This is a genomic window from Tateyamaria omphalii (assembly GCF_019802125.1).
Taxonomy (GTDB): domain Bacteria; phylum Pseudomonadota; class Alphaproteobacteria; order Rhodobacterales; family Rhodobacteraceae; genus Tateyamaria; species Tateyamaria omphalii_B.
Genome location: NZ_JAHVHT010000001.1, coordinates 1,292,755 through 1,314,516 on the forward strand (window position 1 = coordinate 1,292,755; position 21,762 = coordinate 1,314,516).

Genomic DNA, 21,762 nt, shown 5'->3' on the forward strand with positions numbered 1-21,762 from the left:
TCCACCCCTTCTCTGTTTCAAAAAAATCCCGGGGAGTCTGAGGGGCTGGCCCCTCAGTCCCGTACTCTAAATCCAGAACGCCTCTTGCACCGTCGCGCGGCGCATGCCGTCCAGGGTCTCAACTTCCAACTCCGTGCCCGGATCCCAATGTGTCATGCGCACCATACCGATGGAGACGTTGGTCTTGAAGTCGGGCGACCAGGCGGCAGAGGTCACCTGCCCCACCCGCTTGCCACCGGCATAAAGCGGCCAGGGTCGGTCGCATGTCGGCACAGGCTCACCGTGTATGGAAATGGCCCGTATCTGTTGCACCGGACCCTCCTTGGACACGCGCAAGAGCGCGTCACGACCGATACAGCCGATCGCGGTCTGGGTGTCGCAGAAGCGTCCCAATCCACACTCGTGGGGCGTGTTGTCGTCGGTCATGTCGTTGCCGTATGACAGAAGCCCGCCTTCAATCCGCTCGATCGCGTTGGGACACCCTGCGCGCACCTGAAGGTCTGCCCCTGCGTCAAAGAGTGCGTTCCAGAGCGGCATTCCCAATTCGCCGTTTTCGACATAAATCTCGAAGCCGCCCTGCTTGGAATAGCCAGACCGCGCGATGGCAAGATCCGCGCCTTCGAACTGGAACATGTCGAAGCGGAAAAAGCGGATATCCCGGATGCGATCCCCGAACACACGCGCCATGAGCTCATCGGCTTTCGGTCCCTGAATGGCGAGCGGTGACACGTCCGGTTCGTCCACCAGCACATCCAGACGGTAGCCATTGGCAATGCCCTTGACCCACAAGAGCAGGTCGCTGTCGGCAATCGAAATCCACCAGCGGTCCTCGCTGAGCTTCACGGCGACGGGATCGTTGAGCATCCCGCCTGTCTCGTCCACGATGGGCACGTAGTAGCATTGCCCGGGCAGCATCCGGCGCAGGTCGCGCGGGGTGAGCATCTGCATCAAGCGGCCGGCATCGGGGCCACGCAGCTCAACCTGCCGTTCAACGGACACGTCCCAGATCTGCACGTGATCCTTGAGATGGCGGTAGTCCGCTTCCACACTTTCGAAGACCGTGGGCAGCAGCATCCGGTTGTAGATGGTGTAGGCTTTGACGCCTGCCGCCTCGACCCCGTCGGAAAACGGTGTGCGGCGCAGGCGGCGCGAGGGGGATATGACAGCCATTACTCGTCCTTTGGCATAAAGACCAGATCGCTGACCGGTGCTTGCAGCCCTGCTGCGGTCATCATGGCGTGGATCTGGCCACGGTGGTGGGCTTGATGGTTGAAGAAATGCGCGACACAGGTTTCGAGAGGCGCCTGGAGCTCGCGCTGCGTCATGCCGGAATACCAGGAAAGTTCGGTTTTCAGGTCAACGGTATCGAGACCGTCGGCCCAGAGCCGGATCGTGCCATCCATGCGGAACCGCTCGGCGCTCCAAACCGCAAAAGTAGGGGTGAATTCCCTGTGTTTTTCTGCCGGTACCGAAGGTGGGGCCACATCCGGGGTGAACCGGCTCATCCAGATCGTGTCGCCCCACAGGATGTGGTTCAGGGTCTCCATGATTGAGCCGAAGAACGCGCCACGGTCCTTGCGCAGCTCGTCATCCGGCACGCCCGTCAGCATCTCCGTCAACTGGCGGTTCTGCCAGGCGTTGTAACGGGCCATGGTGCGCACATAACCCGCGTCGATCACGGCTTGGGACCTTTCCAGTCGATCGGGCAGATTTCGGCCGACTTGCCGCCAAAGTCCCAGATGCGGCCGTAGTCACGCACCTTCGATTTCACGCCGCGCGCCGCGATGATGTCGGGGCCCATCCAGTACTTGGAATTGGAAATCATCACAGGGTGATCGGGCGACTTCCCGTCGATCATCTCGATCTCGCCCTGGATCTTGCGCCCGATATAGAGCCCGCGCTTCTTGCCGTCGCGCACGATCTCGACCTTTTCGCGCTCGGCGCCCACGATGTCGCTTACGAGCATTGTGAACAGGCCTGTCGTGCCGCCCGCAGCGCCCGAGAAGATCTGAAGGATACCGTTGTATGCCTTGCCGCTCGCCCGCTCGTCCACATAGGCCGCGACGCGCCAACCGCCCTCGCCCATCCGGCCAGGGATGTCGACCATTAGGCCCACGTTCAGGCCGCTGAGGTCCTCGCCCTCGAAATGCCCCTCGTCGATGGCGATGGCCATCCAGGCGTGGCAGTGTCCTTCGGTGGGTGGGTGTGCGCCCAGCGAGACCACGCAAGGGCAGAAGACCTCGCACGAGCAGTTCAGGAACAACTCGCCCTTGATGGCCCATTCCGTGGGCGACATCTGGCGGCGGCCCGGGTTTGGCATCCGGCTGTCGATGCGCTGACTGACGGGCAGTTTGTCCGCGTCGGGGCGTTTCTTTACGGCCATTCTATCCTCCGTTCACAAGGGGCCAGACCAGCACGGCCAGCCCTGCAAGGGTCAGCACGACCCCCATGGGTTTGGTGACGACATGCCCGACCTGGGGCAGCTTTTCGATCACCATGAAGAGCGTTGCGAGGCCCATCCAGAGCAGGCTCATCACCCCACCGACAAATCCGAGCGCCATAAACCCCCAGCAGCAGCCCACGCAGAACGCGCCAAGGCCGAGGCCCATACGCAGGCCGCCCGCAAAGCCGGTGCGCCAGTGGCCAAGAAAATACGTCATGGGGCTATGGCAGACGCCATGGCAGATTTCCTTCGCTCGGGTGAATTGAAACAGACCGACGGCCAGCAACAGCAGGCCCGCAAATGTGGTGGTCTTAGGTATGCCCAGCATGTCGATGATACCACCAAAGAGCAAAGCAAGCTGCACACCCGCGATGAGGGCAGCGAAGAGCACCCAAACAATGAAATACCCAACGATTACGCCCAACCACCCGGCGCGCGTTCCCGTGGCACTGACCATCAGGTCCTCGTAACTGCGCAGGGTCGGCACCAACGTCGGAAGCATCATCGCCGCCATCATAATGGCCCACATCGCGAACAGCGGTCCGAAATTCGCCATCGGCATATACATGGGCATACGCGGGTCCATGGCAGCCATCCGGGCGCCCATCTCGCCGGGCCGTCCGATCAGGTCGACATCCATGTCTACAGACATCGAATACATGACCCACCAGGACGCCAGAATGGCACCGAAAAACCCGAGCCAAAGCGTGGACCTTACAAGATGCGGCATGTGTCCTCCCCGACTGAACCGCGACTCAGTGCTTGCCAGATTAAATGTCAGACAATAAAATGTATGACAAATGAAAAAGTGCGCGCATGAAAATTGATCCCGACAGCGCGGTGGACCTGTCGGCCCAGATTGCCAAGGCGATCCGGGACGCGATCATTGCGGGCGACCTTATCGTAGATCAACGCCTACCGAGCGAATCCGAACTTGCCGATCACTTTGATGTATCACGCCCGACGGTGCGCGAGGCCCTGAAACGGTTGGCCGCACAATCGCTGATCCGGACGCAACGCGGCGCATCGGGCGGCGCCTTCGTCAACCGCCTGCGGTTCGAAGATGCCTATGCCCAGCAGGTCACGACGTCGACCCTGCTGCTGTCGATGAATGCTGTCAGCTTCGATGTCGCCTGCGAGGCACGTTATGCGCTGGAACGGGCCTGCGCCCCGCTCTCTGCACAGCGCCGGACACCGGATCAACTGGCAACCATGCGCGCCGAGATTCACCGGCAGGGGCAGCCGGGTCTCACGGACGAGGCTTTCTGCGCCTCCGACGTCACCTTTCACCGCGCCCTTGTCGATGGTGCGGGCAACAAGGTGCTCAGCTACCAGCTTGCCGGTGCGGTCGAGGCGATGCAGCCTCTGATGAACATGATCACCTTCACCGCACGTTCGCGGGAAGAGATCGTGGCCCTGCACACGGATATCGCTGACGCGGTCGAGGCACAGGATGCGCCCACCGTCGACGCAACACTGATCAAACTAGAAGCCTACACGCGGCTCTTGGCGCATTCTGTCGTCAAGTCCCGTGAAAACCGGGCCGCAGAAAAGGAGCACAAGACCGCCTGATCCCTCCCCAATCAAGTCGCAAAGGCAGCCGAGGGGCCGGGCACTGACAGACACACGCTTCAGGGAGGAAGCCTATGAATTTGAGACCTGATCCAACATTTTACCCCTCGCCCAATGATGCGATCCACGCGCCGGTCGAGAAGTTGGCCTTTACGCTCATGCTCAGTCCGGATGGATCCAAACCCGACGGCCTCGCCGTGGTGGATGTTGACCCGGACAGCAAGACCTATAGCCAGATCGTCCATGAATTATACGTGGACAACCTTGGCGACGAATTTCACCATTTCGGCTGGAACGCCTGTTCCTCGGCCCTGTCGCCGCTCACCGGCCACGCCTTTCTCGAACGGCGCTACCTGATCATCCCCGGCATCCGGTCCTCGCGCATCTACATCATCGACGTGAAGGAGCCGCTGCAGGCCAAGGTTCACAAGATCATCGAGCCCGAAGAGCTGATGGCCAAAACGGGCTACTCCCGTCCCCACACCATCCATTGCGGCCCTGAAGGCATCTACGTCTCGACCCTGGGTGGCGGCGGCGAGGATGGCACAGACGGACCGCCCGGCATCTTCATCATGGATTGCGAAAGTTTCGAGATCTTGGGTCGCTACGAAATGGACCGCGGTATACAGGACAAGCACTATGACTTCTGGTGGAACCTGCCCCGCGACTACATGGTCAGCAGCGAATGGGGCCTGCCGCCGCAGTTCGAAAACGGCGTGGTGCCCGAGGACCTGCTCAGCAACAAATACGGCCACACAATCCACTTCTGGGACTTGCGTGGGCGCAAGGTCGTCAAGTCGCTGGACTTGGGTGAAAATCACCAGATGGCGCTGGAAATTCGCCCCGCCCACGATCCGGTGAAAGAGTACGGCTTCTGCGGCGTCGTGGTAGACACCACCAACCTGCAAGGCGCGATCTTTACCTGGTGGCGCGACGAGGATGGCGAATGGCAGGCCAAGAAGACCATCACCATTGATCCGGTGCCCGCCGATGCCGACGACCTGCCCGAGTTGCTCAAAGGGTTCGGCGCTGTGCCGCCGCTGGTCACCGACATCGACCTGAGCCTTGATGACAAATACCTCTACGTCGCGTGCTGGGGGCTGGGCGAGATGCACCAATACGATGTGTCTGATCCGATGAACCCGGTTCTTGCCGGCAAGGTCGAGATTGGCGGCATCGTCGCCAACCACAAGCACCCCAACGGCAAGGCATTTGGCTATGGCCCGCAGATGGTCGAGGTCAGCCGCGACGGCAAACGCGTCTACTGGACCAACTCGCTCTATTCCACGTGGGACGACCAGTTCTATCCCGGTGACCGAGGGGCGGCGATGGTCATGGCACGTGTGGGTGATGATGGTGGCTTTGCCCTCGATCCCGACTTCTGGATCGACTTCCCCGAAGGCTACCGCAGCCACCAGATCCGGCTTGAGGGCGGCGACTGTTCGACCGACAGCTTCTGCTACCCGTCGGTGGGCTAATGGACATGACAACCGCGGCGGGCCTCTGGCTCGCCGTGATCCTCTCCGGCCTCTACCACGGCCTCAACCCCGGCATGGGCTGGCCCCTTGCCGTATCGTCGGCCCTGTTCGAGCGGCGGCGCAGCGCGCTTTGGCCCGCGCTGGGGGCGCTGTCGCTCGGCCACTTCGCAGCGATGCTTGGCATCCTGCTGCCCTTTTCCATGATGACCCTGCTCATCGACTTTGAAAGCGAGATCCGCATCGGCGCGGGCGTTCTGGTCATCGGTATGGGCCTCTACCTCGCCATCACGCGCAAACACCCCCGTTTTCTCGCCCGTATCCCACCGCACAAGCTGACGCTCTGGTCGTTCCTCGTGGCCCTCGCCCATGGTGCGGCGCTCATGCTGGTCCCCATCTATCTCGGCCTCTGCGCGATCGAAGAACTCGACGCGGGCCACCGCGCCGCCTCCGCCCTGATGGCAACCACCGTGCTCGCCCTGGCGGTCGCTGTCCTGCATACTGTGGCCATGATGGGCTCCGGTGGTGCCGTCGCCTACGCCGTACACCGCTGGCTCGGCCTCAACTTCCTGAAACGCGGCTGGTTCGACCTTGAAATGGTCTGGGCGCTGAGCCTGATCCTCGTGGGCGGCATCGGCCTGTGGACCGCCTTCTGAGAAAGGCGTTGACCTAAGGACAGCCGGGCGCGACTGTCGGCGCCAGTACGAACACTCAGGTACATCAAGGCATGGTGCGGTTCATCGACAACACGCTCGGCAAATGGCTGAGACACTTCTTCTTCGCCATCGTGCGCACCTATTTCGCACTGTTCTACAACGTCAGTTGCTCAGGCAAACACCTGCTTCAGGACACGTCCGGCGCGCTTATCCTGGCGACCCACGTAAGCCGCTTCGACGGCCCGCTGATCGCGGCAATCCTCTATACCACCCAGCGCATCCGACCCGTGGTTCACTACAAGGAATACTACAACTGGGTGCAGTGGTTTCCGATGTTCGTGGCCCGCGCCATCCCTGTCAGCTCGCCCAAAAGCTGGCCCGCCGAAAAACGCCAGGCGCAGAAAGAGACCAGCATGGCCCGCATCTTCGCAGCGCTCGACCGCGGGGAAAGCATCCTGCTGTTTCCGGCAGGCCACACGCGCAAGCAGGAACCGGAAATCATTGCACCGCATCTGTCAGGCGCCCGCGACATCCTGCAAAGAAACCCGGGCCGGCCCGTGTTGATCTTGCGTCTTGAGGGGTTGGGCAGGTTCCAGACGGCAAGCTACGACTATTTCTGGACCTTCATCGGACGCAGCAAGGGGCGGCGCCACATCTCGGTCGATATCAAGACGGTGGACGACTTGAACTCGAAGGCCGACCTCGCTGCCTTCAACCAGGATCTCGAAGACAAGTTGAACACACCCATCCGCAACCACTTCTGACCTTGCCTCGCGCGGCACAAGGCCCTAGTTGCCGACCATGATCGCCATCCTGAACATCGTTGCCGCCCTCTTGACCATCGCCTTCGGCCTCTTCGGCTTTCTGGCCCCCCGCTACACCGCGTCTGCGCTCGACCTCGCGCCAACCGAAAGCACCATGGGGCTCAGCGAAATGCGGGCCTCGGTCGGCGGGCTCTTCGTCGTGGCGGGCCTCGCGGCGATGTGGATCAATGCACCCCTTGGCTATGCCATGATCGGTTTCGCCTTTGCCGGAGCCGCACTCGGGCGCGGCATTTCCCTGCTTCTGGACAATCCACCGGTCAGAAAAGTCATGCTGTTTGGCGGAATAGAGGCAGCGCTCGCAGCATGGTTTATCGCGGCAAATCCATTTTGATCAATGCATTGCGCATCGAAGCTCACGTAACACACCCACTCTTCCCTGTTTCAAAAATCCCCGCCGGAGGCACCCGCCGATTGCAAAGCACACTGCGCTCGCATATGTACGTAATGTCCTTCGGGACTATGGACATAAACGCGCTCGCAATAAGCGGATCGGACCCGGGGGCGGTACCCGGCGGCTCCACCAAACATCCTGTCGTTTGCGGGATCATGGGGCCGAAACAGGATCGACGGACGTCTAAAGGGGTTAGCTTTGTCTCGGCTGTCTGCCACCGTTACCGGCGAAAACAGTACAATTGCAAACGACAATCGTGCTCCGGTTGCTATGGCTGCGTAAGCAGTCCTAGTCGAACCGACTTTAAGCCCTTGCGCCTAGCCGCGTAAGGCGGGGTCCGCAGGCACCTGGCAACAGAAGCCTGCACTTCTCCCCCTGTCTTTTTCGCACGGCTTCAATGGTTGTTAAGAACCGCGCGCTACCAGTTTGGCACAACGAAGCTGATCCGGAACAAAACATATGCCCGACAAGGTCAAGATCCTTCAAGGCTGGTACGACGAGGTGTGGACTGAGGGAGACCTTGACGCGATCCCCAAATTCCTCGCCCCCAATGCCCGCTCGCGCGGGATCATGGGCGACATGCCCTTCTCGATCGAGGACTTGACCGAGCTGGTGACCATGGTCCGTGAACTCCTTGGGGACATCGAAATCACACTGCCGATCACGATGGAACAGGATGACTGGCTCTCCGCCCTGGTCGAGATCAAGAGCCATTCGGCAGACACCGGCGATCCCGTTCATGTCTTCGGTCAGGTGATTGCCCGCTTCGAAGGCGAGCAGATTGCAGAGGTGTATACCGGCACCGACTCCCTGACCCTGTTCGAGCAATTGGGCCTGCTGCCTGAAAACGCCATGGCCGTGATGCTCAGCGGCAACCGACTGCGCTAAGCGCCGACATGCGGCGCAACCTACCGGACTTGACCCGAGCCGTCGCGACCGGCTACGCAAGACGCGGGGACAAAGCGACGGCCCCATCAGGCGTTGCATCCGTGCTGGCCCAAATGTCGCATCCTTTTGTTGTGCTCAAAGGATGCCATCATGGACCATACGCCCAACGCGATTTCCCTTACCGAACTGTTGCCGCTTTTGGGCACGCACCGCATGCCCCAGTTGCTTGATGTCCGTTTGCCCGAGGATATCGCGCAAAACCCCCATCGACTGCCCACCGCGCGCCATGTCCCGCACAACCAGGTTGTCGCATTCGCGGACAGGTTGGACCGCGCACGTCGTGTCGTGACCATCTGCCACAAGGGCCAAAAACTGTCCCACGGTGCCGCTGCGCATCTGCGCAGCGCCGGGTATGACGCACATGTCCTGTCGGGCGGAAGCGAGGCGTGGCGTGATGAAGACTATCCAACCCTTGCCTCCGCCATGGGTCCGGCCCCAGGCGTCTCATGGGTTCTGTCTGCGACCAGAGATCGCCGCGCCGCGCTCGGCGCCTGGATCATCCGGCGATGGTTCGATGCGGGCGCAACCCTTCTTTGGGTTCCCGCCGATCATGTCCAGGATGTTGCAGACCGGTTCGACGCGCAGGCACTGCATGACAAGGCCACGCTGACATCGACCTGCGCGACGCTTGGTCTGACAGAGCCGGACCTGCTGGCCCATATCGACGCCATCGAGACCGGCCAGACGCCGGGAACGACGTGGATCGACACGTTGCCTCATCTTCATGAAACTGATGAAGACTTGGTCGAAGCCGCATTGCCAATCCTTGACGCTGCGTGGCTCGCACATCGCCAGTTGACCGGGCAGAATCGCATATGATGGAACAGAATTGGTCCCAGATGACCCGGGTCTTTGGCCGGATCGGTCTTTTGTCCTTCGGTGGCCCGGCCGCACAGATTGCGCTGATGCACGACGCGCTTGTGGACCGCGAAAGGTGGCTGAGCGAGGATCAGTTCCTGCGGGCCCTGTCGCTGTGTATGCTCTTGCCGGGACCAGAGGCGATGCAGCTTGCCACCTATGCGGGCTGGCGGCTGCGTGGTGTCGCGGGTGGCGTGCTGGCGGGGCTTCTGTTTGTGGTGCCCGGGGCAATGGTCATCCTCGCCCTGGCACTGGCCTATGTGCAATTCGGGGAGGTTCCGCTGGTGCAGGCCGCCTTTCTCGGGGTCAAGGCGGCCGTGATCGTCGTCGTACTCCAAGCGCTCCTGCGCCTCGGGCAAAAAGCGCTGACGGATACGGCGGCGTGGACACTTGCAGGAACGGCCTTTGTCGCCCTGTTTGTCCTTGGCCTTCCGTTCCCGCTGGTCGTTCTGGGCGCGGGCGTCTTCGGGGCCTTGCGTGCAAGGAACCGACCCGCGAACACGGCTGGACCCTCGCAAGGGCGCACGTTACCTGCCGTAGGTGCCTTTGCCGCGCTCTGGGCCGCGCCGCTTATCTTGCTCTGGTTCACGGCTCAGGATTTCCTGCTCGAGATTGGCCTGTTCTTTTCCAAGCTGGCCATTGTCACCTTCGGCGGAGCATATGCGGTGCTGGCCTACATGACGCAGGAGGTGGTGCAGGATCACGGTTGGATCACCACCGGGCAAATGATCGACGCGCTGGGCCTCGCCGAAACGACCCCCGGCCCCCTGATCCTCGTGACCGAGTTCGTGGCCCTGCTCGCGGGCTATGCACAGGGCGGCCTTGCCCTCGCGCTGGCCGCCGGAGCAGTGACACTCTGGGTGACCTTCGTGCCCTGCTTTCTGTGGATCTTCGCCGCCGGTCCCTATCTGGACCACATCGCCGCGCGGCCGCGCCTGTCGGCGGCTCTGTCCGCGATCACGGCTGCCGTTGTCGGGGTGATCCTGAACCTGTCGGTGTGGTTCGCACTGCACGTCGTCTTCGGCACGGTCACAAGCAGCACCCTTCTGGCACTGCCTCAACCCGATCTGTCCACGCTGAACATCTGGGCCTGCCTGCTGACCCTCACGGCAGCGTACCTGATGTTGCGGTTGCGCGTCGGATTGCTCACAACATTGGCAATGATGGCCGGCGCAGGTTGCGCTCTGTCCCTCCTGGGGGCCGTTTAGCGCGAACAGCGCCCGCGGCCCCTTCCCTCCCGGTCAAATTGGGATATGGTTGGACCAAGCACCACGGGGGATACCATGAGCCGCAGCATTGATTACGGCAACCTGATGCACGAGGCCATGCGGGGGCTCATCCGCAAGGTGCTCACCGATGTGTCCAAAAACGGCCTGCCCGGCGCGCACCACTTCTTCATCACCTTCGACACCAGCCACCCCGACGCCGAACTGGCCGACTGGCTCAGCGACCGCTATCCGGGCGAAATGACGGTGGTGATGCAGCACTGGTACGACAATCTCGACGTGGGCAGCGAAGGCTTCGCCGTCACGCTCAATTTCGGTGATGCACCCGAACCGCTCTACATCCCCTATGACGCGATCAAGACCTTCGTCGATCCGTCCGTGGAATTCGGCCTGCGCTTCGAAACCCAGGGGGAAGAGGACGACGCCTCCGCGCCAGCGACCCCGCCCGAGATTCTGCCCAGCCGCGCTCCGGCCGCCCCCAAACCGGCGGATGACGCCACGAGCGAAACCAAGGACGGCAAGGACGCCGACATCGTCTCTCTCGACAGCTTCCGCAAATAGCGGCCTAGCCGCGCTCCAGGAACGTATCAACCGCACGAAGAATGCGACCATCCCGGATGGTCTGAAAGCGAAGGTCCAGCCCGCCTTCGGTCAGTGTGCGATCATATTGCTGCAGACCGTATCCGCCATCGACATCGACAAACAGGGAAAAGACGGTCAGCGTGCTCCCGACGATCCGCGCCCAGACATAGGGTTCGCCTTTCATGGGATCGAGCTGCACCTCGTGCCCGAACACGTTCTTCTTCTGCGCCGCAGCATAGACCTGTCCCCGCCCGCTCGGCACGAAATCCACGGTATAGGACTTTTCCGAAACCTTGCCCGACGCGCGGTAGGTCACCGACGTCCACGTGACGGTGAAGCCATACCTGGACTGGCTGATCTCGACACTCATGTCGCGTGGAACCGTGGTCCCGTCGACCTGCACAACCTCCGCACTGCCGGTGTAGGATCCAACGAAAGGGGCAATATCCGCGCGCGCAGCACCGGCCAGTGCCAGGATGGCGATGCCCAGGGTCATCAGGGTGGTCAAGACACCCTGTGGCGACAAGCGGGTCATGCTGCGTGATACGGTCATGGATCGGCCCTCATTCTTTCGGCACCTGTTATATAGGGAGTGCAAAAGGCGGATGCACCCTCGGGTATGCGGCTTGTGATCACATGGCAGGGACATGCGCACCGCCTGCGCTTGTCTGGCAGGCATACGCCCGGTACATGCAATACACGAAGACGACATTGCGCAACAAGGAGCCGCTCCATGGCCGACACTCGCACCGAATCCGACAGCTTTGGCCCGCTGGAGGTCCCGTCCGACAAGTATTGGGGCGCGCAGACGCAACGCTCGATCATGAACTTTCCGATCGGCTGGGAAAAGCAGCCTGTCGCCGTGGTCCGGGCGCTGGGCGTGATCAAGAAAGCCTGCGCCATGCAGAACAAGGCGCAAGGCACGCTGGACGCCAAACGCGCCGATGCGATCATCGAAGCGGCGGGCGAAGTGGTCGCAGGCAAGCTCGACGACAACTTCCCGCTGGTGGTCTGGCAGACCGGCTCGGGCACACAATCGAACATGAACGCCAACGAGGTGATCGCAAACCGCGCCATCGAAATCCTGGGCGGCACGATCGGCTCCAAGGATCCGGTCCACCCCAACGATCACTGCAACATGGGCCAATCCTCGAACGACACGTTCCCGACCGCGATGCACATCTCGACCGCGATGACGGCGCGCGATGTTCTGCTGCCGGGTTTGGAAAAGCTGCACAAAGGGCTCGAGGCGAAGGTCGCCCAGTTCGACGGCATCATCAAGATCGGGCGCACCCATACACAGGACGCAACACCCCTGACGTTGAGCCAGGAGTTCTCGGGATACAGCCATCAGGTCGCCATGGGCATCCAGCGGGTCAAGGACGCGCTGGGGCGCATCTATGAACTGGCTCAGGGTGGCACCGCCGTAGGCACCGGCCTCAACACCAAGGTCGGCTGGGCCGAAGCGGTCGCAGCCCACATGGCCGACATCACCGGCCTGCCCTTCGTCACGGCGCCCAACAAATTCGAAGCGCTCGCCGCCCATGACGCCATGGTCGAGATGTCGGGTGCGCTGAAAACCGTGGCCGCCTCGCTCTTCAAGATCGCCAACGACATTCGCCTGCTCGGCTCCGGCCCCCGCTGCGGTCTGGGCGAACTGGTCCTGCCCGAGAACGAACCGGGGTCTTCCATCATGCCGGGCAAGGTGAATCCGACCCAGTGCGAGGCGCTGACGCAAGTCTGCGCCCACGTGATGGGCAATGACGCAGCTGTGGGCTTTGCCGGGTCTCAGGGCCATTTCGAGTTGAACGTCTACAAACCCATGATGGCCTACAATGTGTTGCAATCCATGCAGCTTCTGGGCGATGCCAGCGTCGCCTTTACCGACAACCTGATTGACGGGCTGCAGGCGGACGAGACGCGCATCGACAAATTGATGCGTGAATCGCTGATGCTCGTGACCGCTCTGGCGCCAGAAATCGGCTATGACAACGCCACAACCGTCGCCAAAACGGCCCACAAGAACGGCACAACCCTGATTGAAGAGGCGGTCAAGCTGGGCTTTGTCACCGAAGAGCGGTTCAACGAGGTCGTGCGCCCCGAAAACATGATCGGACCCAAGTGATACAGCGATGACTGAGCCGATCAATCTGAACAAGGCCCGCAAGGCCCGAGCGCGCGCCGAGAAAAAGGCGCGCGCAGATGCCAATGCGGTGACGTTTGGGCTGAGCAAGGCGCAGAAACAGCACGCGAAACACGAAAATACGCGCGCGGCGCGAGATTTGGATGGCAAAGCCGCCGAAACACCCCCGTATGGTGCGAATGGGAACGACAAAAAGCCATAAACCTTCGCCATGATGTGCGCGTTAAGAGGTACAGGTGTTCCATGACCCAAGCTGACAAAAAGCGCATTCGCGCCTTGCGCCGCGCAAGACGTTACATCCGCGCCAATGAAGGCGCCCTGGCGCGTGTTCTGAACACGTATGAACGCATCGCCCGACTCGACCCATCGCGCCGCTTTTGGGCGGATCAGTGAGCGCGCGCCCACAAAAACACTCCCTCACCCTCAAAGGGCATCGGACAAGCGTGTCCCTGGAACCCGAATTCTGGGACGCATTTCGCACCATAGCAGCACTGAAAAACCGTCCAATCAACGACTTGGCGGCCGAAATTGATGCAACACGAGGCGATATCGGTCTGGCCTCGGCCATCCGCGTCTTTGTCTTGCGACATTTCATGGACCGTTAAGAACACTCGCGGCAGGCATGCGGCATGACCCGAACTGCCACAGCCTGATCGCTAGATCCCGACAGCTATATGCGCGACCTATTTCGATCCAAGGCTGTACGCGATGGCGCTGTCATTCGACGCAAGCCCGCGACACTGACAGATTGATTGGTCGTGAGCGGTTCCTGGCGGAACTGCAACGGCGGGGTTCCGCGCCGTTGAAATTGCGTGCCAGACCGTTGTCTTCTGCAACGCCGAACCGGTTCGGGTTCTTACGTAGCCGGAAAGCGACACACTTTCCGTAGGTTTTCCGGCGCGGAAAACCGAGCGGGTTCCGGAAGTCGCGCCGATTTCCACCCGGTGTTCGCGCCGAAAACCGTTCAGGCGATGGACGCCCGATAAATCTGGTCGATATTCCCGCCCAGGGCCGCATGAAACCCATCGTCGGTCATGTCACGCTGCAACCCTTCGGTCAGGGCCCGGCTGAAGCTTGCAATCATCTTGTGATTCTGCGCCAGCCGCGCGCTCGCATCATCGGTCGAATATCCGCCAGACAGTGCCACCACGCGCTGAACACGCGGATGATCCGCCAGCGCATCATAGATGCCGGGCTGTTCGGGCAGTGTCAGCTTCAACATGATGTCCTGCCCCTCGCCCAGTGTCTCGGTTTGTGCCATCAACGCCTCGGCCAGCATTGCTTCGGCCTCGGCCTTCGTCTCGGACTTGATGTTCACTTCCGGCTCGATGATCGGCACCATGCCCGCCGCGATGACCTCATGCGCCACCTCGAACTGGTTGTCGACAATGGCCTTGATCCCGTCCGCATTCGCGCTGTGCACGACGGACCGTTCCTTGGTCCCGTAGATCCCCAGCGGCTTGGCCGCGGCGAGCGTCTCCGCCAAGCCCGGGATGGGCTTCAGCAGTTGAACGCCGTCCGCCTCGTCCTGAAGCCCCTTGTCGATCTTCAGAAACGGCACGACACCGCGCTTTTCCCACAGATAGGAGGGCACCGCCTGCCCTTCGATCTGCTCGTGCAGCGTCTTTTCGAACAGGATCGCGCCGATCACCTTCTGGCTGGTGAAATCCGGGCTCAGAATGATGCGTGCCCGCATCCGCTGAATTTCGGCAAACATCTCTTCCTCGGACCCGTAGTCCGACGCATCCACGCCATACAGCGCCAGCGCCTTGGGCGTCGATCCCCCCGACTGGTCCAAGGCAGCGATAAAGCCGCTTCCGTTTTCCATCTGGTCCCGCATCTTGGCAAAGTCGGTCATCCCGTGCTCCAAAGTCATCGCTTCAATTGCGACAGACCTAACCCATTCGCCGCCCCAACGTCATCCCGCCAAGGTGCTGTTTGCGCTATCTTTTGGCAAGATTCAGCCAAATTCCATCCTGGGCGCGCACGGTCAGGTGCGCCACGGGCACAGGCACCCGATCTTCGACCGGAGAAACCGCCATATCCCGCAACAATCGCGCCAGAATCAGCGGGCCCTCGACCATGGCAAAGCCCGCGCCCGTGCACACCCGCGCGCCCGCAGAAAACGGGATGTAGGCATCACGCCCGCAAGCCCGACCATTCTCCGTCTGCCAGCGGCCCGGATCGAACGCATCGGGGCGCTCCCACAGCCGCGCGTGCCGGTGCAGGTGCCACGGGCTCAGCACCAGCTGGCTGCCCTTTCTCACGTCACGATCCCGAAACCGCTCAGGACATGTCGCCTCGCGCACCATCATCGGCACGGGCGGGTACAGGCGCAGCGTCTCCCGAAACACATCGCGGGTGACAGGCAGCTTCGACATCACCGCAAAATCGCAAGCCTCCAGCGCCTGCGCCTCCGCGGCCACCTTCTCCTGCCACTCCGGGTACAGCGCCATCAGGTACAGCGCCCAGGCCAGCGCAGACGCGCTCGTCTCATGCCCGGCGAGGAAAAAGATCGCCACCTGATCGACCATTTCCTCGGGCGTGAACGTTTCGCCCGTCACCGGGTCGCGGGTCGTCATGATCTTGGTCGCCAGATCATCCGGGGCCTTGCCTGCCGCAATCTCATCGGCCCGCCGATCCACCAACTGCCCGATCAATCCCCGGATGCGGGCCGCACTGGCGCGCGTGTCCCGACGAAACAGACGCGGCATCCAGCGGGGCAGAGGCACGAAAGCGGCCAGGTTCAGGATCGGCTGACTGCGCTGATAGGTGCGGAACTCGTGAAAAACGGCGGTCGCCAGCGCGTCCTCGATGGGAATGGAAAACAACGTGCGAAAGATCACATCCGCCGCCGCGTGGCTCGTCTGCTCCTCGATCTCGACCACGCCCTCCGGCAACCGTGCCGCCGCCGCCTCGGACGCGGCCCACATCGCTGGAAACGTTTCACGCAGTCGGCCCCCTTCGAAGGCAGGGTCGATGATCCGCCGCTGCCGCTTCCAAACCTCTCCGTTGGTCAAAAAGACGGAGTTGCCCAAAAGCGGGCGCAACCCCTCGCCCACGCGGTCGGACTTGGGAAAGTCGTCAGGCCGGTCCTTCAGCACCGTTTTCACCAGCTCCGGCTGGTTCATCAGATAGCTGCGGAAAAACGGCGTCCGAAATTCGGCCATCCACGCGCGATAAAGCCGCGCAGGCTGCGCCGACAGGATGTCCTGCCGGAAAAGCTGCATGTAGCGCCACAACGATACACGGTCCGGGCGGCTTGGGGGCTTCGGTGGGTTCATGCCGCCACGCTGGTGTATTTCGACACGGGCACATCGATGCGCGACTTCGACGGCGGCCGGTCAGCGTAGCGGTCGGCTAGTGTCATCGGTCCGGCGGTAATCTGGAAATAATCGTAATCCCTGGGCCGATCAAAGGCACAGAGATACTGGAAATGCAGACGGAAGAACCGCCAGCGCAACTCTTTCCACCGAGCGGGGCTCAAGGACTGCGTAAAGGCGGCAGAGAACACCAGCGGCCAGCGCTTGTCTTCAGGGGCCACACCCGACACCGACACCGGATCGCACAAGGCAAAGGCGCAGCCATCACCGGGTGCTGTCACATCCACCCAGGTCAGCTCATCACGCGCCGACAGATATTGCAGATCGGCCCGCAACCGATGCGCGTCGGGCAGGAAGGATACCATCGGCACAACCTGGCCAAGCGACAGGAAGGCAAGCGCCGGACCATCGGCCGGAACCCGTCCGGCACGGATAAGGTCGGCCAGGATCGACACCGCCAGATGCGCGCCCGAGGAATGGCCGACCACCAGCACCTCGTCCACATTGTCCTCAAGCGCTGCCGCTATGCTGTCCTGAAACGCACGCATACGCTCTTCCAATGCAGGCGGGTTGGCACCTTTCGAAGCAGCGGAATAGGCGTAGTCATGCATTAGGTAATAGGCAAAGAACTTGCCGTCCTTGGCCTTGAACCAACGGAGCAGCGCCACAAAAGCCAAAACACCTGCCACTGCGGCAATCACCTCGCCCGCGAGGCCAAGCCACGGCGCCAGCAACGCCTTGCCAAAGGCAAGGATGAGAGCACCTGCCACGTAGGCAATCAGCAACTGCAAGAGCAACATGCCGACAGGATACAGCGCCGCAATCACCGGCCCTTTGCGCAAACGCATCAATCGGCGCAACGCACCCGAGGCGATATAGGTCCATGCGGTGCGCACCAGTTGCAGGTAGGTGCCGGGAATGGACGCCTCCATACTGTCCCGCACAATGTCGGACCAGACCAGCACCTCGACATCCGCATGCACAGCCTGATCGCCGATCCGCGCATCGACCTGCCAGCCGAAATGCTCGGATTTGGGTGCGGGTGTCAGCGCAATCTCGTAGCCGGAAATGGCAGCCTGCGCTGCCCCCTCCTTGCGATAGAGCTCGCGGTAGCGGCGGGGATGAATCGGGTCATAGCCGGGAATATAGAACACCCGGCGCCGCGTGACTGGTTTTGGATGCGACCTGCTCATTCATGCACCTCTTTGGCGCACCCTAGCGTGGTTCTGAGGCCAAAGTAAGGCGGAGACCGACGCGATCTGCGCGGCAAAAACCGCTTAGCCGAGCGTCGCCAGTGCTGGAAACTGCTCAAGCAGCCAGAACGAAAATCGTGTAAACAGGCCAAACAACATGGCCGCGCCGACCAGCAATAGCAGACCGCCCATCACCTTCTCGATCAGCGCCATGTGCCGCTTGATCCGGTTCATCAGGCCCATGGCACGGCTCATGAACATCGCCGCCAGCAGGAACGGAATGCCAAGGCCCGCGGCATAGACGCCCAGCAGAAATGTGCCCCGCGTCACGGACGCCTCTGTCGCGGCCAACGTCAGGATCGCGCCCAGTTGCGGTCCGATGCAAGGTGTCCACCCAAAGGCAAAGGCAAGCCCGAGGATATATGCCCCAAAGGCCGACCCACCCTGGTCCCCCGCCTCCATCCGCGCTTCGCGGTCAAGGAAGGGAATGCGGAACACGCCCAGAAAGTGCAGACCAAAGATCATGATGATGACGCCGGAGATCTGCGCAAAGAGCACCTGGTTCTGCAGAAAAAAGGCGCCAAACGCCGAGGCAGCAAAACCCAGGAAAATGAACACCGTCGACAGGCCCAGCACGAAAAACAGGGCCGTCAACGTCGCGCGGCTGCGACCGGATTGATCGTCCGACATCTCGCCCACGGTCATGCCCGACATGTAGGCTAGGTAAGGCGGCACGATGGGCAGCACACAGGGGCTAAGAAAACTGATGATGCCCGCCAGAAGTGCCACGCTCATCGCGGGGATCAGGCTTGCGTCGATGATATCGATTCCGAACATGTATCCCACCTAACCGCCCTTGCGGCTCAGGTCACGGGGGCCATCGGTCACATGTCTGTGGACAGGATGTAACATCGCGCCTAACTCTGCCGGTATGGACGATAACACACACGAACTCGACGCCGTTGGGCTGCTCTGCCCCCTGCCCGTGCTCAAGGCACGCAAACGCCTGCAAGCACTGTCCTCCGGTGACATCCTGATCATCGCGGCTGACGATCCCGCTGCCGTGGTGGATGTGCCCCATTTCTGTGCCGAGGCGGGGCACACGCTCGTCTCTGCAGACACGGATGGGCCCGTCCAGCGCTACGCCATCCGCAAGGGATAAAGGGCGCGCCACCGGCACGCCCTTCGATCTTTCTTCTACTTGCCCAGCGACCACCAGCCGCGCTTTTTCGGCTTGGGCGGCTCGTCGGGCGCGGGTGCAGACGCCTCCTCTGCCACCGGTTCGGGCACCTTTGCCTCTTCGGCTGAAGCAGGCTCCGGTGCCGCGTCCGGCACGCTCGTCGGCTCCGTCGCAACCACCGCCACATCGTCTGTGCTGGCCTCCGCCGAAACAGGGGCCGGTTCTTCCGTCTTGGTGGTCTTGGACCGGGTGCTGGTGCTGCGTGAGCGGGTCGAACGGGTTGTCTTTTTCGGCGCGGCCTCGGCCTCGGTCTCAGCAGGTTCCGCCGAAGCGCCGTCGTCGTCTTTCGCCTCTGCCGGGGCGTCCACGACCTCTTCCGTCTTTGCCTTGGTCGACGAGGCACTGCGCGATCGCGTCAACCGGCTGCTGGTACTCCGGGTCCGGCTGCTGCTGCTGCTGCGCGTGGTCTTCTTCGGCGCGTCCTCGCCGGGCTCGGTTGCAGCGTCCGTATTCGCCGCCTCCGCAGCCTCCGTCGCGTCGCTTTGAGGTTCGGCATGTGCCGTTTCCGTATCAGACGCCTCCGACGCCTCCACCTCGGCCTGCTCTGTCGCCGCCTCGGCGGTCTCCGTGCTCGACGACTTGCTCCGGCTCCGGCTACGACGCCGACGACGGCGGCGCTTCGGCTTGGGTTCACCGTCCTCGGACGCAGGTGCCTCGGGGGCCTCGGCGACGGAATCCTCGTCCTCATCCACCTGATCCATGATGGACGTATCGACAGACACGACGGGCATATCGACCGCCTTCACCACGCGGGTCGCCGTCTTGAACTTCTCAAGCGAGAAGTCGGGGCTCACCAGATGCGGGTCGCCCTCGATGCGGACAGACAGACCGTAGCGGCCCTCGATCTGCGCTATATGCTCGCGCTTCTGGTTCATCAGGAAGTTTGCGATGCCCACAGGCGCCTTGATCAGCACCTCGCGCGACCGGCGACGGGTGCCCTCCTCCTCGATCTGGCGGAGAATGGACAGGGCCAGGTTGTCATCCGACCGGATCAAACCGGTGCCGTGGCACGCCTGACAAGGCTGGGTCGTGGCCTCGATCATACCGGGGCGCAGACGCTGGCGGCTCATCTCCATCAGGCCAAAGCCGGAAATCCGGCCCACCTGGATGCGGGCACGGTCGGTCTTCAACCGATCCTTCATCCGCTTTTCAACGGCCGAATTGTTCTTGCGCTCGTCCATGTCGATGAAGTCGATGACGATCAGACCGGCCAGGTCACGCAACCGCAACTGACGCGCCACTTCGTCGGCGGCCTCCAGGTTTGTCTTCAGCGCCGTCTCTTCGATCGACCCTTCCTTGGTCGCGCGGCCCGAGTTCACGTCGATGGCCACCAGCGCCTCAGTTACACCGATCACGATGTAACCACCTGACTTCAACTGAACGGTTGGGTTGAACATGCCCGCCAAATACGTCTCGACCTGGTAGCGCGCGAACAGCGGCAGAGCGTCCTGATACTGTTTCACGTTCTTGGCGTGGGACGGCATGATCATCTTCATGAAGTCCTTGGCGATGCGGTAGCCGCGCTCGCCCTCGACAAACACCTCGTCGATCTCGCGGTTATAGAGGTCACGGATCGACCGTTTGATCAGGTCGCCCTCTTCATAAATCTTCGCAGGCGCAATCGACTTCAACGTCAACTCGCGGATCTGCTCCCACAACCGCTGCAGGTACTCGTAGTCGCGCTTGATCTCCGCCTTGGTCCGCTTGGCACCGGCGGTGCGCACGATCAGACCCGCACCCTGCGGCACCTCGATCTCGTTGGCGATTTCCTTCAGCTTCTTGCGGTCCGTGGCATTGGTGATCTTGCGGGAGATGCCGCCGCCGCGGGCGGTGTTCGGCATCAGCACACAGTAGCGACCAGCAAGCGACAGATAGGTGGTCAGCGCAGCACCCTTGTTGCCACGCTCTTCCTTGACGACCTGGACCAGCAGGATCTGGCGAACCTTGATGACCTCCTGGATCTTGTAACGACGCGGGCGCGGTTTGCGCGGCGGACGGATGTCCTCGCTGTCATCCTCGTCGGCCACGGATTCGATGCTGTCATCCTTCGATGTCGCATCCGCACCCTTTGCCTTGACCTCGTCCTCTTCGTCATCGGACGCGTCGTCTTCCGGGGCTTCTTCGCCCTTGGCATCGGCATCCTCGACCGGCGCCGCATCACCGTCCGCAGACGCCTCCTCGGAGACAGAGGCTACATCAGCTGGTGCATCTTCGCCCTCTGCCGGTGCCTCCGCATCGGCCTCGGCCACCTCCTCGTCGGATTTCGGCGTCTCTACCGGGGTTTCCTTGACCGTCTCCATGGGGGATGCGGCCTCGCCCTCGGGCACGGTCACATCGGCGCCAGCCTCGGCGTCGGCATCAAGGTCGATGGTTTCCATCCCCTCGATCTCGGTCGTGACCTTGGCATCGGTGTCAGCGGCCTTCGACGCCTTGGACCGGGAACGGGACGAGCGGCTGCGCGTGGATTTGGGTTTTTCCTCTTCTTCGTCGCGCGCCTTCATCGCCTCGGCATAGGCGCGCTCTTCCTCCATCAGCGCCTCACGGTCGGCGACGGGGATCTGGTAGTAGTCCGGGTGGATTTCCGAGAACGCAAGGAAACCGTGGCGATTGCCACCATAGTCCACAAACGCCGCCTGCAGCGACGGCTCGACCCGTGTTACTTTTGCGAGATAGATGTTGCCAGCAAGCTGGCGCTTGTTTTCGGATTCAAAGTCGAACTCCTCAACCTTGTTTCCGTCCACCACCACGACGCGGGTCTCTTCCGCGTGGGTGGCATCGATAAGCATTTTCTTAGCCATAAAAGTCCATTGCGCGCGCCCAAGCGCCTCGCGCCAGGCGGCGCAAGAGTGTTGGGGGCGTGTCTTGTCTGGGCGATTGGAGACGCGCTG

Annotated in this window: 24 protein-coding genes and 1 other RNA gene; 15 read left to right on the top strand and 10 right to left on the bottom strand. The window is 61.9% G+C overall.

All coding sequences use genetic code 11. The annotated features are described in order from the left end of the window. Positions 1-66: 66 nt before the first annotated feature. From KUV51_RS06445 to KUV51_RS06460, 4 genes are read right to left on the bottom strand one after another with little or no spacing between them, the layout of a single operon-like run. A complete protein-coding gene (locus tag KUV51_RS06445) occupies positions 67-1,170 on the bottom strand; it encodes a dimethylsulfoniopropionate demethylase (protein WP_222520740.1) in 1,104 nt (367 codons plus the stop codon). Next, positions 1,170-1,679: a DinB family protein gene (locus KUV51_RS06450; RefSeq protein ID WP_315898797.1), complete on the bottom strand. Its 510-nt coding sequence runs from the start codon at positions 1,677-1,679 to the stop codon at positions 1,170-1,172. The genes KUV51_RS06445 and KUV51_RS06450 overlap by 1 nt, the downstream gene beginning before the upstream one ends. Next, the gene (locus KUV51_RS06455) at positions 1,676-2,383 is read right to left on the bottom strand and encodes a DUF1326 domain-containing protein (RefSeq protein ID WP_222520741.1); all 708 of its coding nucleotides are present in this window, start codon (positions 2,381-2,383) and stop codon (positions 1,676-1,678) included. Before KUV51_RS06455 ends, KUV51_RS06450 begins: the two co-directional genes overlap by 4 nt. Position 2,384: 1 nt before the next feature. Next, on the bottom strand, positions 2,385-3,173 hold the full coding sequence (locus tag KUV51_RS06460; protein ID WP_222520742.1) for a DUF2182 domain-containing protein: 789 nt from the start codon (positions 3,171-3,173) through the stop codon (positions 2,385-2,387). Between the two features lie 86 nt (positions 3,174-3,259). Between KUV51_RS06460 and KUV51_RS06465 the strand changes: the two genes are divergently transcribed. The 10 genes from KUV51_RS06465 to KUV51_RS06510 all read left to right on the top strand — a co-directional run bounded on the left by KUV51_RS06465 (position 3,260) and on the right by KUV51_RS06510 (position 10,954). After that, the gene (locus KUV51_RS06465) at positions 3,260-4,015 is read left to right on the top strand and encodes a FadR/GntR family transcriptional regulator (protein ID WP_222520743.1); all 756 of its coding nucleotides are present in this window, start codon (positions 3,260-3,262) and stop codon (positions 4,013-4,015) included. Between the two features lie 74 nt (positions 4,016-4,089). Further along, complete coding sequence (locus tag KUV51_RS06470; protein ID WP_222520744.1) at positions 4,090-5,493, top strand: selenium-binding family protein; 1,404 nt, start codon at positions 4,090-4,092, stop codon at positions 5,491-5,493. A 5-nt stretch (positions 5,494-5,498) separates the two neighbouring features. Beyond that, on the top strand, positions 5,499-6,146 hold the full coding sequence (locus KUV51_RS06475; protein WP_222521269.1) for a hypothetical protein: 648 nt from the start codon (positions 5,499-5,501) through the stop codon (positions 6,144-6,146). Positions 6,147-6,217: 71 nt separating this feature from the next. Then, a complete protein-coding gene (locus tag KUV51_RS06480) occupies positions 6,218-6,910 on the top strand; it encodes a lysophospholipid acyltransferase family protein (protein ID WP_222520745.1) in 693 nt (230 codons plus the stop codon). A gap of 37 nt (positions 6,911-6,947) precedes the next feature. After that, positions 6,948-7,301 carry a DUF4345 family protein gene (locus tag KUV51_RS06485; protein ID WP_222520746.1) on the top strand — a complete coding sequence of 118 codons (354 nt, stop codon included), beginning with the start codon at positions 6,948-6,950 and terminating at the stop codon, positions 7,299-7,301. 76 nt (positions 7,302-7,377) lie between these two features. Next, positions 7,378-7,729, top strand: a transfer-messenger RNA (tmRNA) gene (gene ssrA, locus KUV51_RS06490). A 91-nt stretch (positions 7,730-7,820) separates the two neighbouring features. Then, on the top strand, positions 7,821-8,249 hold the full coding sequence (locus tag KUV51_RS06495) for an ester cyclase (protein ID WP_222520747.1): 429 nt from the start codon (positions 7,821-7,823) through the stop codon (positions 8,247-8,249). Positions 8,250-8,399: 150 nt separating this feature from the next. Continuing rightward, positions 8,400-9,128 carry a rhodanese-like domain-containing protein gene (locus KUV51_RS06500; protein WP_222520748.1) on the top strand — a complete coding sequence of 243 codons (729 nt, stop codon included), beginning with the start codon at positions 8,400-8,402 and terminating at the stop codon, positions 9,126-9,128. Continuing rightward, complete coding sequence (gene chrA, locus KUV51_RS06505) at positions 9,125-10,375, top strand: chromate efflux transporter (protein WP_222520749.1); 1,251 nt, start codon at positions 9,125-9,127, stop codon at positions 10,373-10,375. Before KUV51_RS06500 ends, chrA begins: the two co-directional genes overlap by 4 nt. Before the next feature lie 75 nt (positions 10,376-10,450). Then, on the top strand, positions 10,451-10,954 hold the full coding sequence (locus KUV51_RS06510) for an SspB family protein (protein ID WP_222520750.1): 504 nt from the start codon (positions 10,451-10,453) through the stop codon (positions 10,952-10,954). A gap of 4 nt (positions 10,955-10,958) precedes the next feature. On the opposite strand, the gene KUV51_RS06515 is transcribed toward KUV51_RS06510, so the two are convergent. Next, on the bottom strand, positions 10,959-11,528 hold the full coding sequence (locus KUV51_RS06515; RefSeq protein WP_261385670.1) for a hypothetical protein: 570 nt from the start codon (positions 11,526-11,528) through the stop codon (positions 10,959-10,961). 180 nt (positions 11,529-11,708) lie between these two features. Here KUV51_RS06515 and fumC point away from each other — a divergent pair, with 180 nt between their 5' ends. From fumC to KUV51_RS06535, 4 genes are read left to right on the top strand one after another with little or no spacing between them, the layout of a single operon-like run. Further along, a complete protein-coding gene (gene fumC / locus KUV51_RS06520; RefSeq protein WP_222520751.1) occupies positions 11,709-13,100 on the top strand; it encodes a class II fumarate hydratase in 1,392 nt (463 codons plus the stop codon). Between the two features lie 7 nt (positions 13,101-13,107). Beyond that, on the top strand, positions 13,108-13,320 hold the full coding sequence (locus KUV51_RS06525) for a DUF4169 family protein (RefSeq protein ID WP_222520752.1): 213 nt from the start codon (positions 13,108-13,110) through the stop codon (positions 13,318-13,320). A 41-nt stretch (positions 13,321-13,361) separates the two neighbouring features. Further along, positions 13,362-13,511, top strand: coding sequence for a hypothetical protein (locus KUV51_RS06530; protein WP_222520753.1), 150 nt, complete (start codon positions 13,362-13,364; stop codon positions 13,509-13,511). Beyond that, positions 13,508-13,723, top strand: a complete 216-nt coding sequence (locus KUV51_RS06535) for a ribbon-helix-helix domain-containing protein (RefSeq protein ID WP_222520754.1) — start codon at positions 13,508-13,510, stop codon at positions 13,721-13,723. Before KUV51_RS06530 ends, KUV51_RS06535 begins: the two co-directional genes overlap by 4 nt. A gap of 359 nt (positions 13,724-14,082) precedes the next feature. Here the strand turns inward: KUV51_RS06535 and KUV51_RS06540 are convergent, their stop codons facing one another. From KUV51_RS06540 to KUV51_RS06555, 4 genes are all read right to left on the bottom strand, one after another. Continuing rightward, complete coding sequence (locus tag KUV51_RS06540; RefSeq protein WP_222520755.1) at positions 14,083-14,976, bottom strand: fructose bisphosphate aldolase; 894 nt, start codon at positions 14,974-14,976, stop codon at positions 14,083-14,085. An 85-nt stretch (positions 14,977-15,061) separates the two neighbouring features. Next, positions 15,062-16,402, bottom strand: a complete 1,341-nt coding sequence (locus tag KUV51_RS06545) for a cytochrome P450 (RefSeq protein WP_222520756.1) — start codon at positions 16,400-16,402, stop codon at positions 15,062-15,064. Further along, entirely contained in the window at positions 16,399-17,634 is a 1,236-nt protein-coding gene (locus tag KUV51_RS06550; protein WP_222520757.1) for a SoxR reducing system RseC family protein, read from the bottom strand. Before KUV51_RS06550 ends, KUV51_RS06545 begins: the two co-directional genes overlap by 4 nt. Before the next feature lie 84 nt (positions 17,635-17,718). Beyond that, positions 17,719-18,471, bottom strand: a complete 753-nt coding sequence (locus KUV51_RS06555) for a cytochrome c biogenesis CcdA family protein (RefSeq protein WP_222520758.1) — start codon at positions 18,469-18,471, stop codon at positions 17,719-17,721. A 94-nt stretch (positions 18,472-18,565) separates the two neighbouring features. On the opposite strand from KUV51_RS06555, the gene KUV51_RS06560 reads away from it, so the two are divergent. Next, a complete protein-coding gene (locus tag KUV51_RS06560; RefSeq protein ID WP_222520759.1) occupies positions 18,566-18,796 on the top strand; it encodes a sulfurtransferase TusA family protein in 231 nt (76 codons plus the stop codon). 35 nt (positions 18,797-18,831) lie between these two features. On the opposite strand, the gene KUV51_RS06565 is transcribed toward KUV51_RS06560, so the two are convergent. Then, complete coding sequence (locus KUV51_RS06565; RefSeq protein ID WP_222520760.1) at positions 18,832-21,672, bottom strand: ribonuclease E/G; 2,841 nt, start codon at positions 21,670-21,672, stop codon at positions 18,832-18,834. Between the last annotated feature and the right edge of the window lie 90 nt (positions 21,673-21,762).

Excerpts from the sequence above, each read along its gene's own strand:
- KUV51_RS06445 (WP_222520740.1), bottom strand. The coding sequence starts at position 1,170 with ATGGCTGTCATATCCCCCTCGCGCCGCCTGCGCCGCACACCGTTTTCC.
- KUV51_RS06455 (WP_222520741.1), bottom strand. The coding sequence starts at position 2,383 with ATGGCCGTAAAGAAACGCCCCGACGCGGACAAACTGCCCGTCAGTCAG.
- KUV51_RS06460 (WP_222520742.1), bottom strand. The coding sequence starts at position 3,173 with ATGCCGCATCTTGTAAGGTCCACGCTTTGGCTCGGGTTTTTCGGTGCC.
- KUV51_RS06465 (WP_222520743.1), top strand. The coding sequence starts at position 3,260 with ATGAAAATTGATCCCGACAGCGCGGTGGACCTGTCGGCCCAGATTGCC.
- KUV51_RS06470 (WP_222520744.1), top strand. The coding sequence starts at position 4,090 with ATGAATTTGAGACCTGATCCAACATTTTACCCCTCGCCCAATGATGCG.
- KUV51_RS06475 (WP_222521269.1), top strand. The coding sequence starts at position 5,499 with ATGACAACCGCGGCGGGCCTCTGGCTCGCCGTGATCCTCTCCGGCCTC.
- KUV51_RS06480 (WP_222520745.1), top strand. The coding sequence starts at position 6,218 with ATGGTGCGGTTCATCGACAACACGCTCGGCAAATGGCTGAGACACTTC.
- KUV51_RS06485 (WP_222520746.1), top strand. The coding sequence starts at position 6,948 with ATGATCGCCATCCTGAACATCGTTGCCGCCCTCTTGACCATCGCCTTC.
- KUV51_RS06495 (WP_222520747.1), top strand. The coding sequence starts at position 7,821 with ATGCCCGACAAGGTCAAGATCCTTCAAGGCTGGTACGACGAGGTGTGG.
- KUV51_RS06500 (WP_222520748.1), top strand. The coding sequence starts at position 8,400 with ATGGACCATACGCCCAACGCGATTTCCCTTACCGAACTGTTGCCGCTT.
- chrA (WP_222520749.1), top strand. The coding sequence starts at position 9,125 with ATGATGGAACAGAATTGGTCCCAGATGACCCGGGTCTTTGGCCGGATC.
- KUV51_RS06510 (WP_222520750.1), top strand. The coding sequence starts at position 10,451 with ATGAGCCGCAGCATTGATTACGGCAACCTGATGCACGAGGCCATGCGG.
- KUV51_RS06515 (WP_261385670.1), bottom strand. The coding sequence starts at position 11,528 with ATGACCGTATCACGCAGCATGACCCGCTTGTCGCCACAGGGTGTCTTG.
- fumC (WP_222520751.1), top strand. The coding sequence starts at position 11,709 with ATGGCCGACACTCGCACCGAATCCGACAGCTTTGGCCCGCTGGAGGTC.
- KUV51_RS06525 (WP_222520752.1), top strand. The coding sequence starts at position 13,108 with ATGACTGAGCCGATCAATCTGAACAAGGCCCGCAAGGCCCGAGCGCGC.
- KUV51_RS06530 (WP_222520753.1), top strand. The coding sequence starts at position 13,362 with ATGACCCAAGCTGACAAAAAGCGCATTCGCGCCTTGCGCCGCGCAAGA.
- KUV51_RS06540 (WP_222520755.1), bottom strand. The coding sequence starts at position 14,976 with ATGACCGACTTTGCCAAGATGCGGGACCAGATGGAAAACGGAAGCGGC.
- KUV51_RS06545 (WP_222520756.1), bottom strand. The coding sequence starts at position 16,402 with ATGAACCCACCGAAGCCCCCAAGCCGCCCGGACCGTGTATCGTTGTGG.
- KUV51_RS06550 (WP_222520757.1), bottom strand. The coding sequence starts at position 17,634 with ATGAGCAGGTCGCATCCAAAACCAGTCACGCGGCGCCGGGTGTTCTAT.
- KUV51_RS06555 (WP_222520758.1), bottom strand. The coding sequence starts at position 18,471 with ATGTTCGGAATCGATATCATCGACGCAAGCCTGATCCCCGCGATGAGC.
- KUV51_RS06560 (WP_222520759.1), top strand. The coding sequence starts at position 18,566 with ATGGACGATAACACACACGAACTCGACGCCGTTGGGCTGCTCTGCCCC.
- KUV51_RS06565 (WP_222520760.1), bottom strand. The coding sequence starts at position 21,672 with ATGGCTAAGAAAATGCTTATCGATGCCACCCACGCGGAAGAGACCCGC.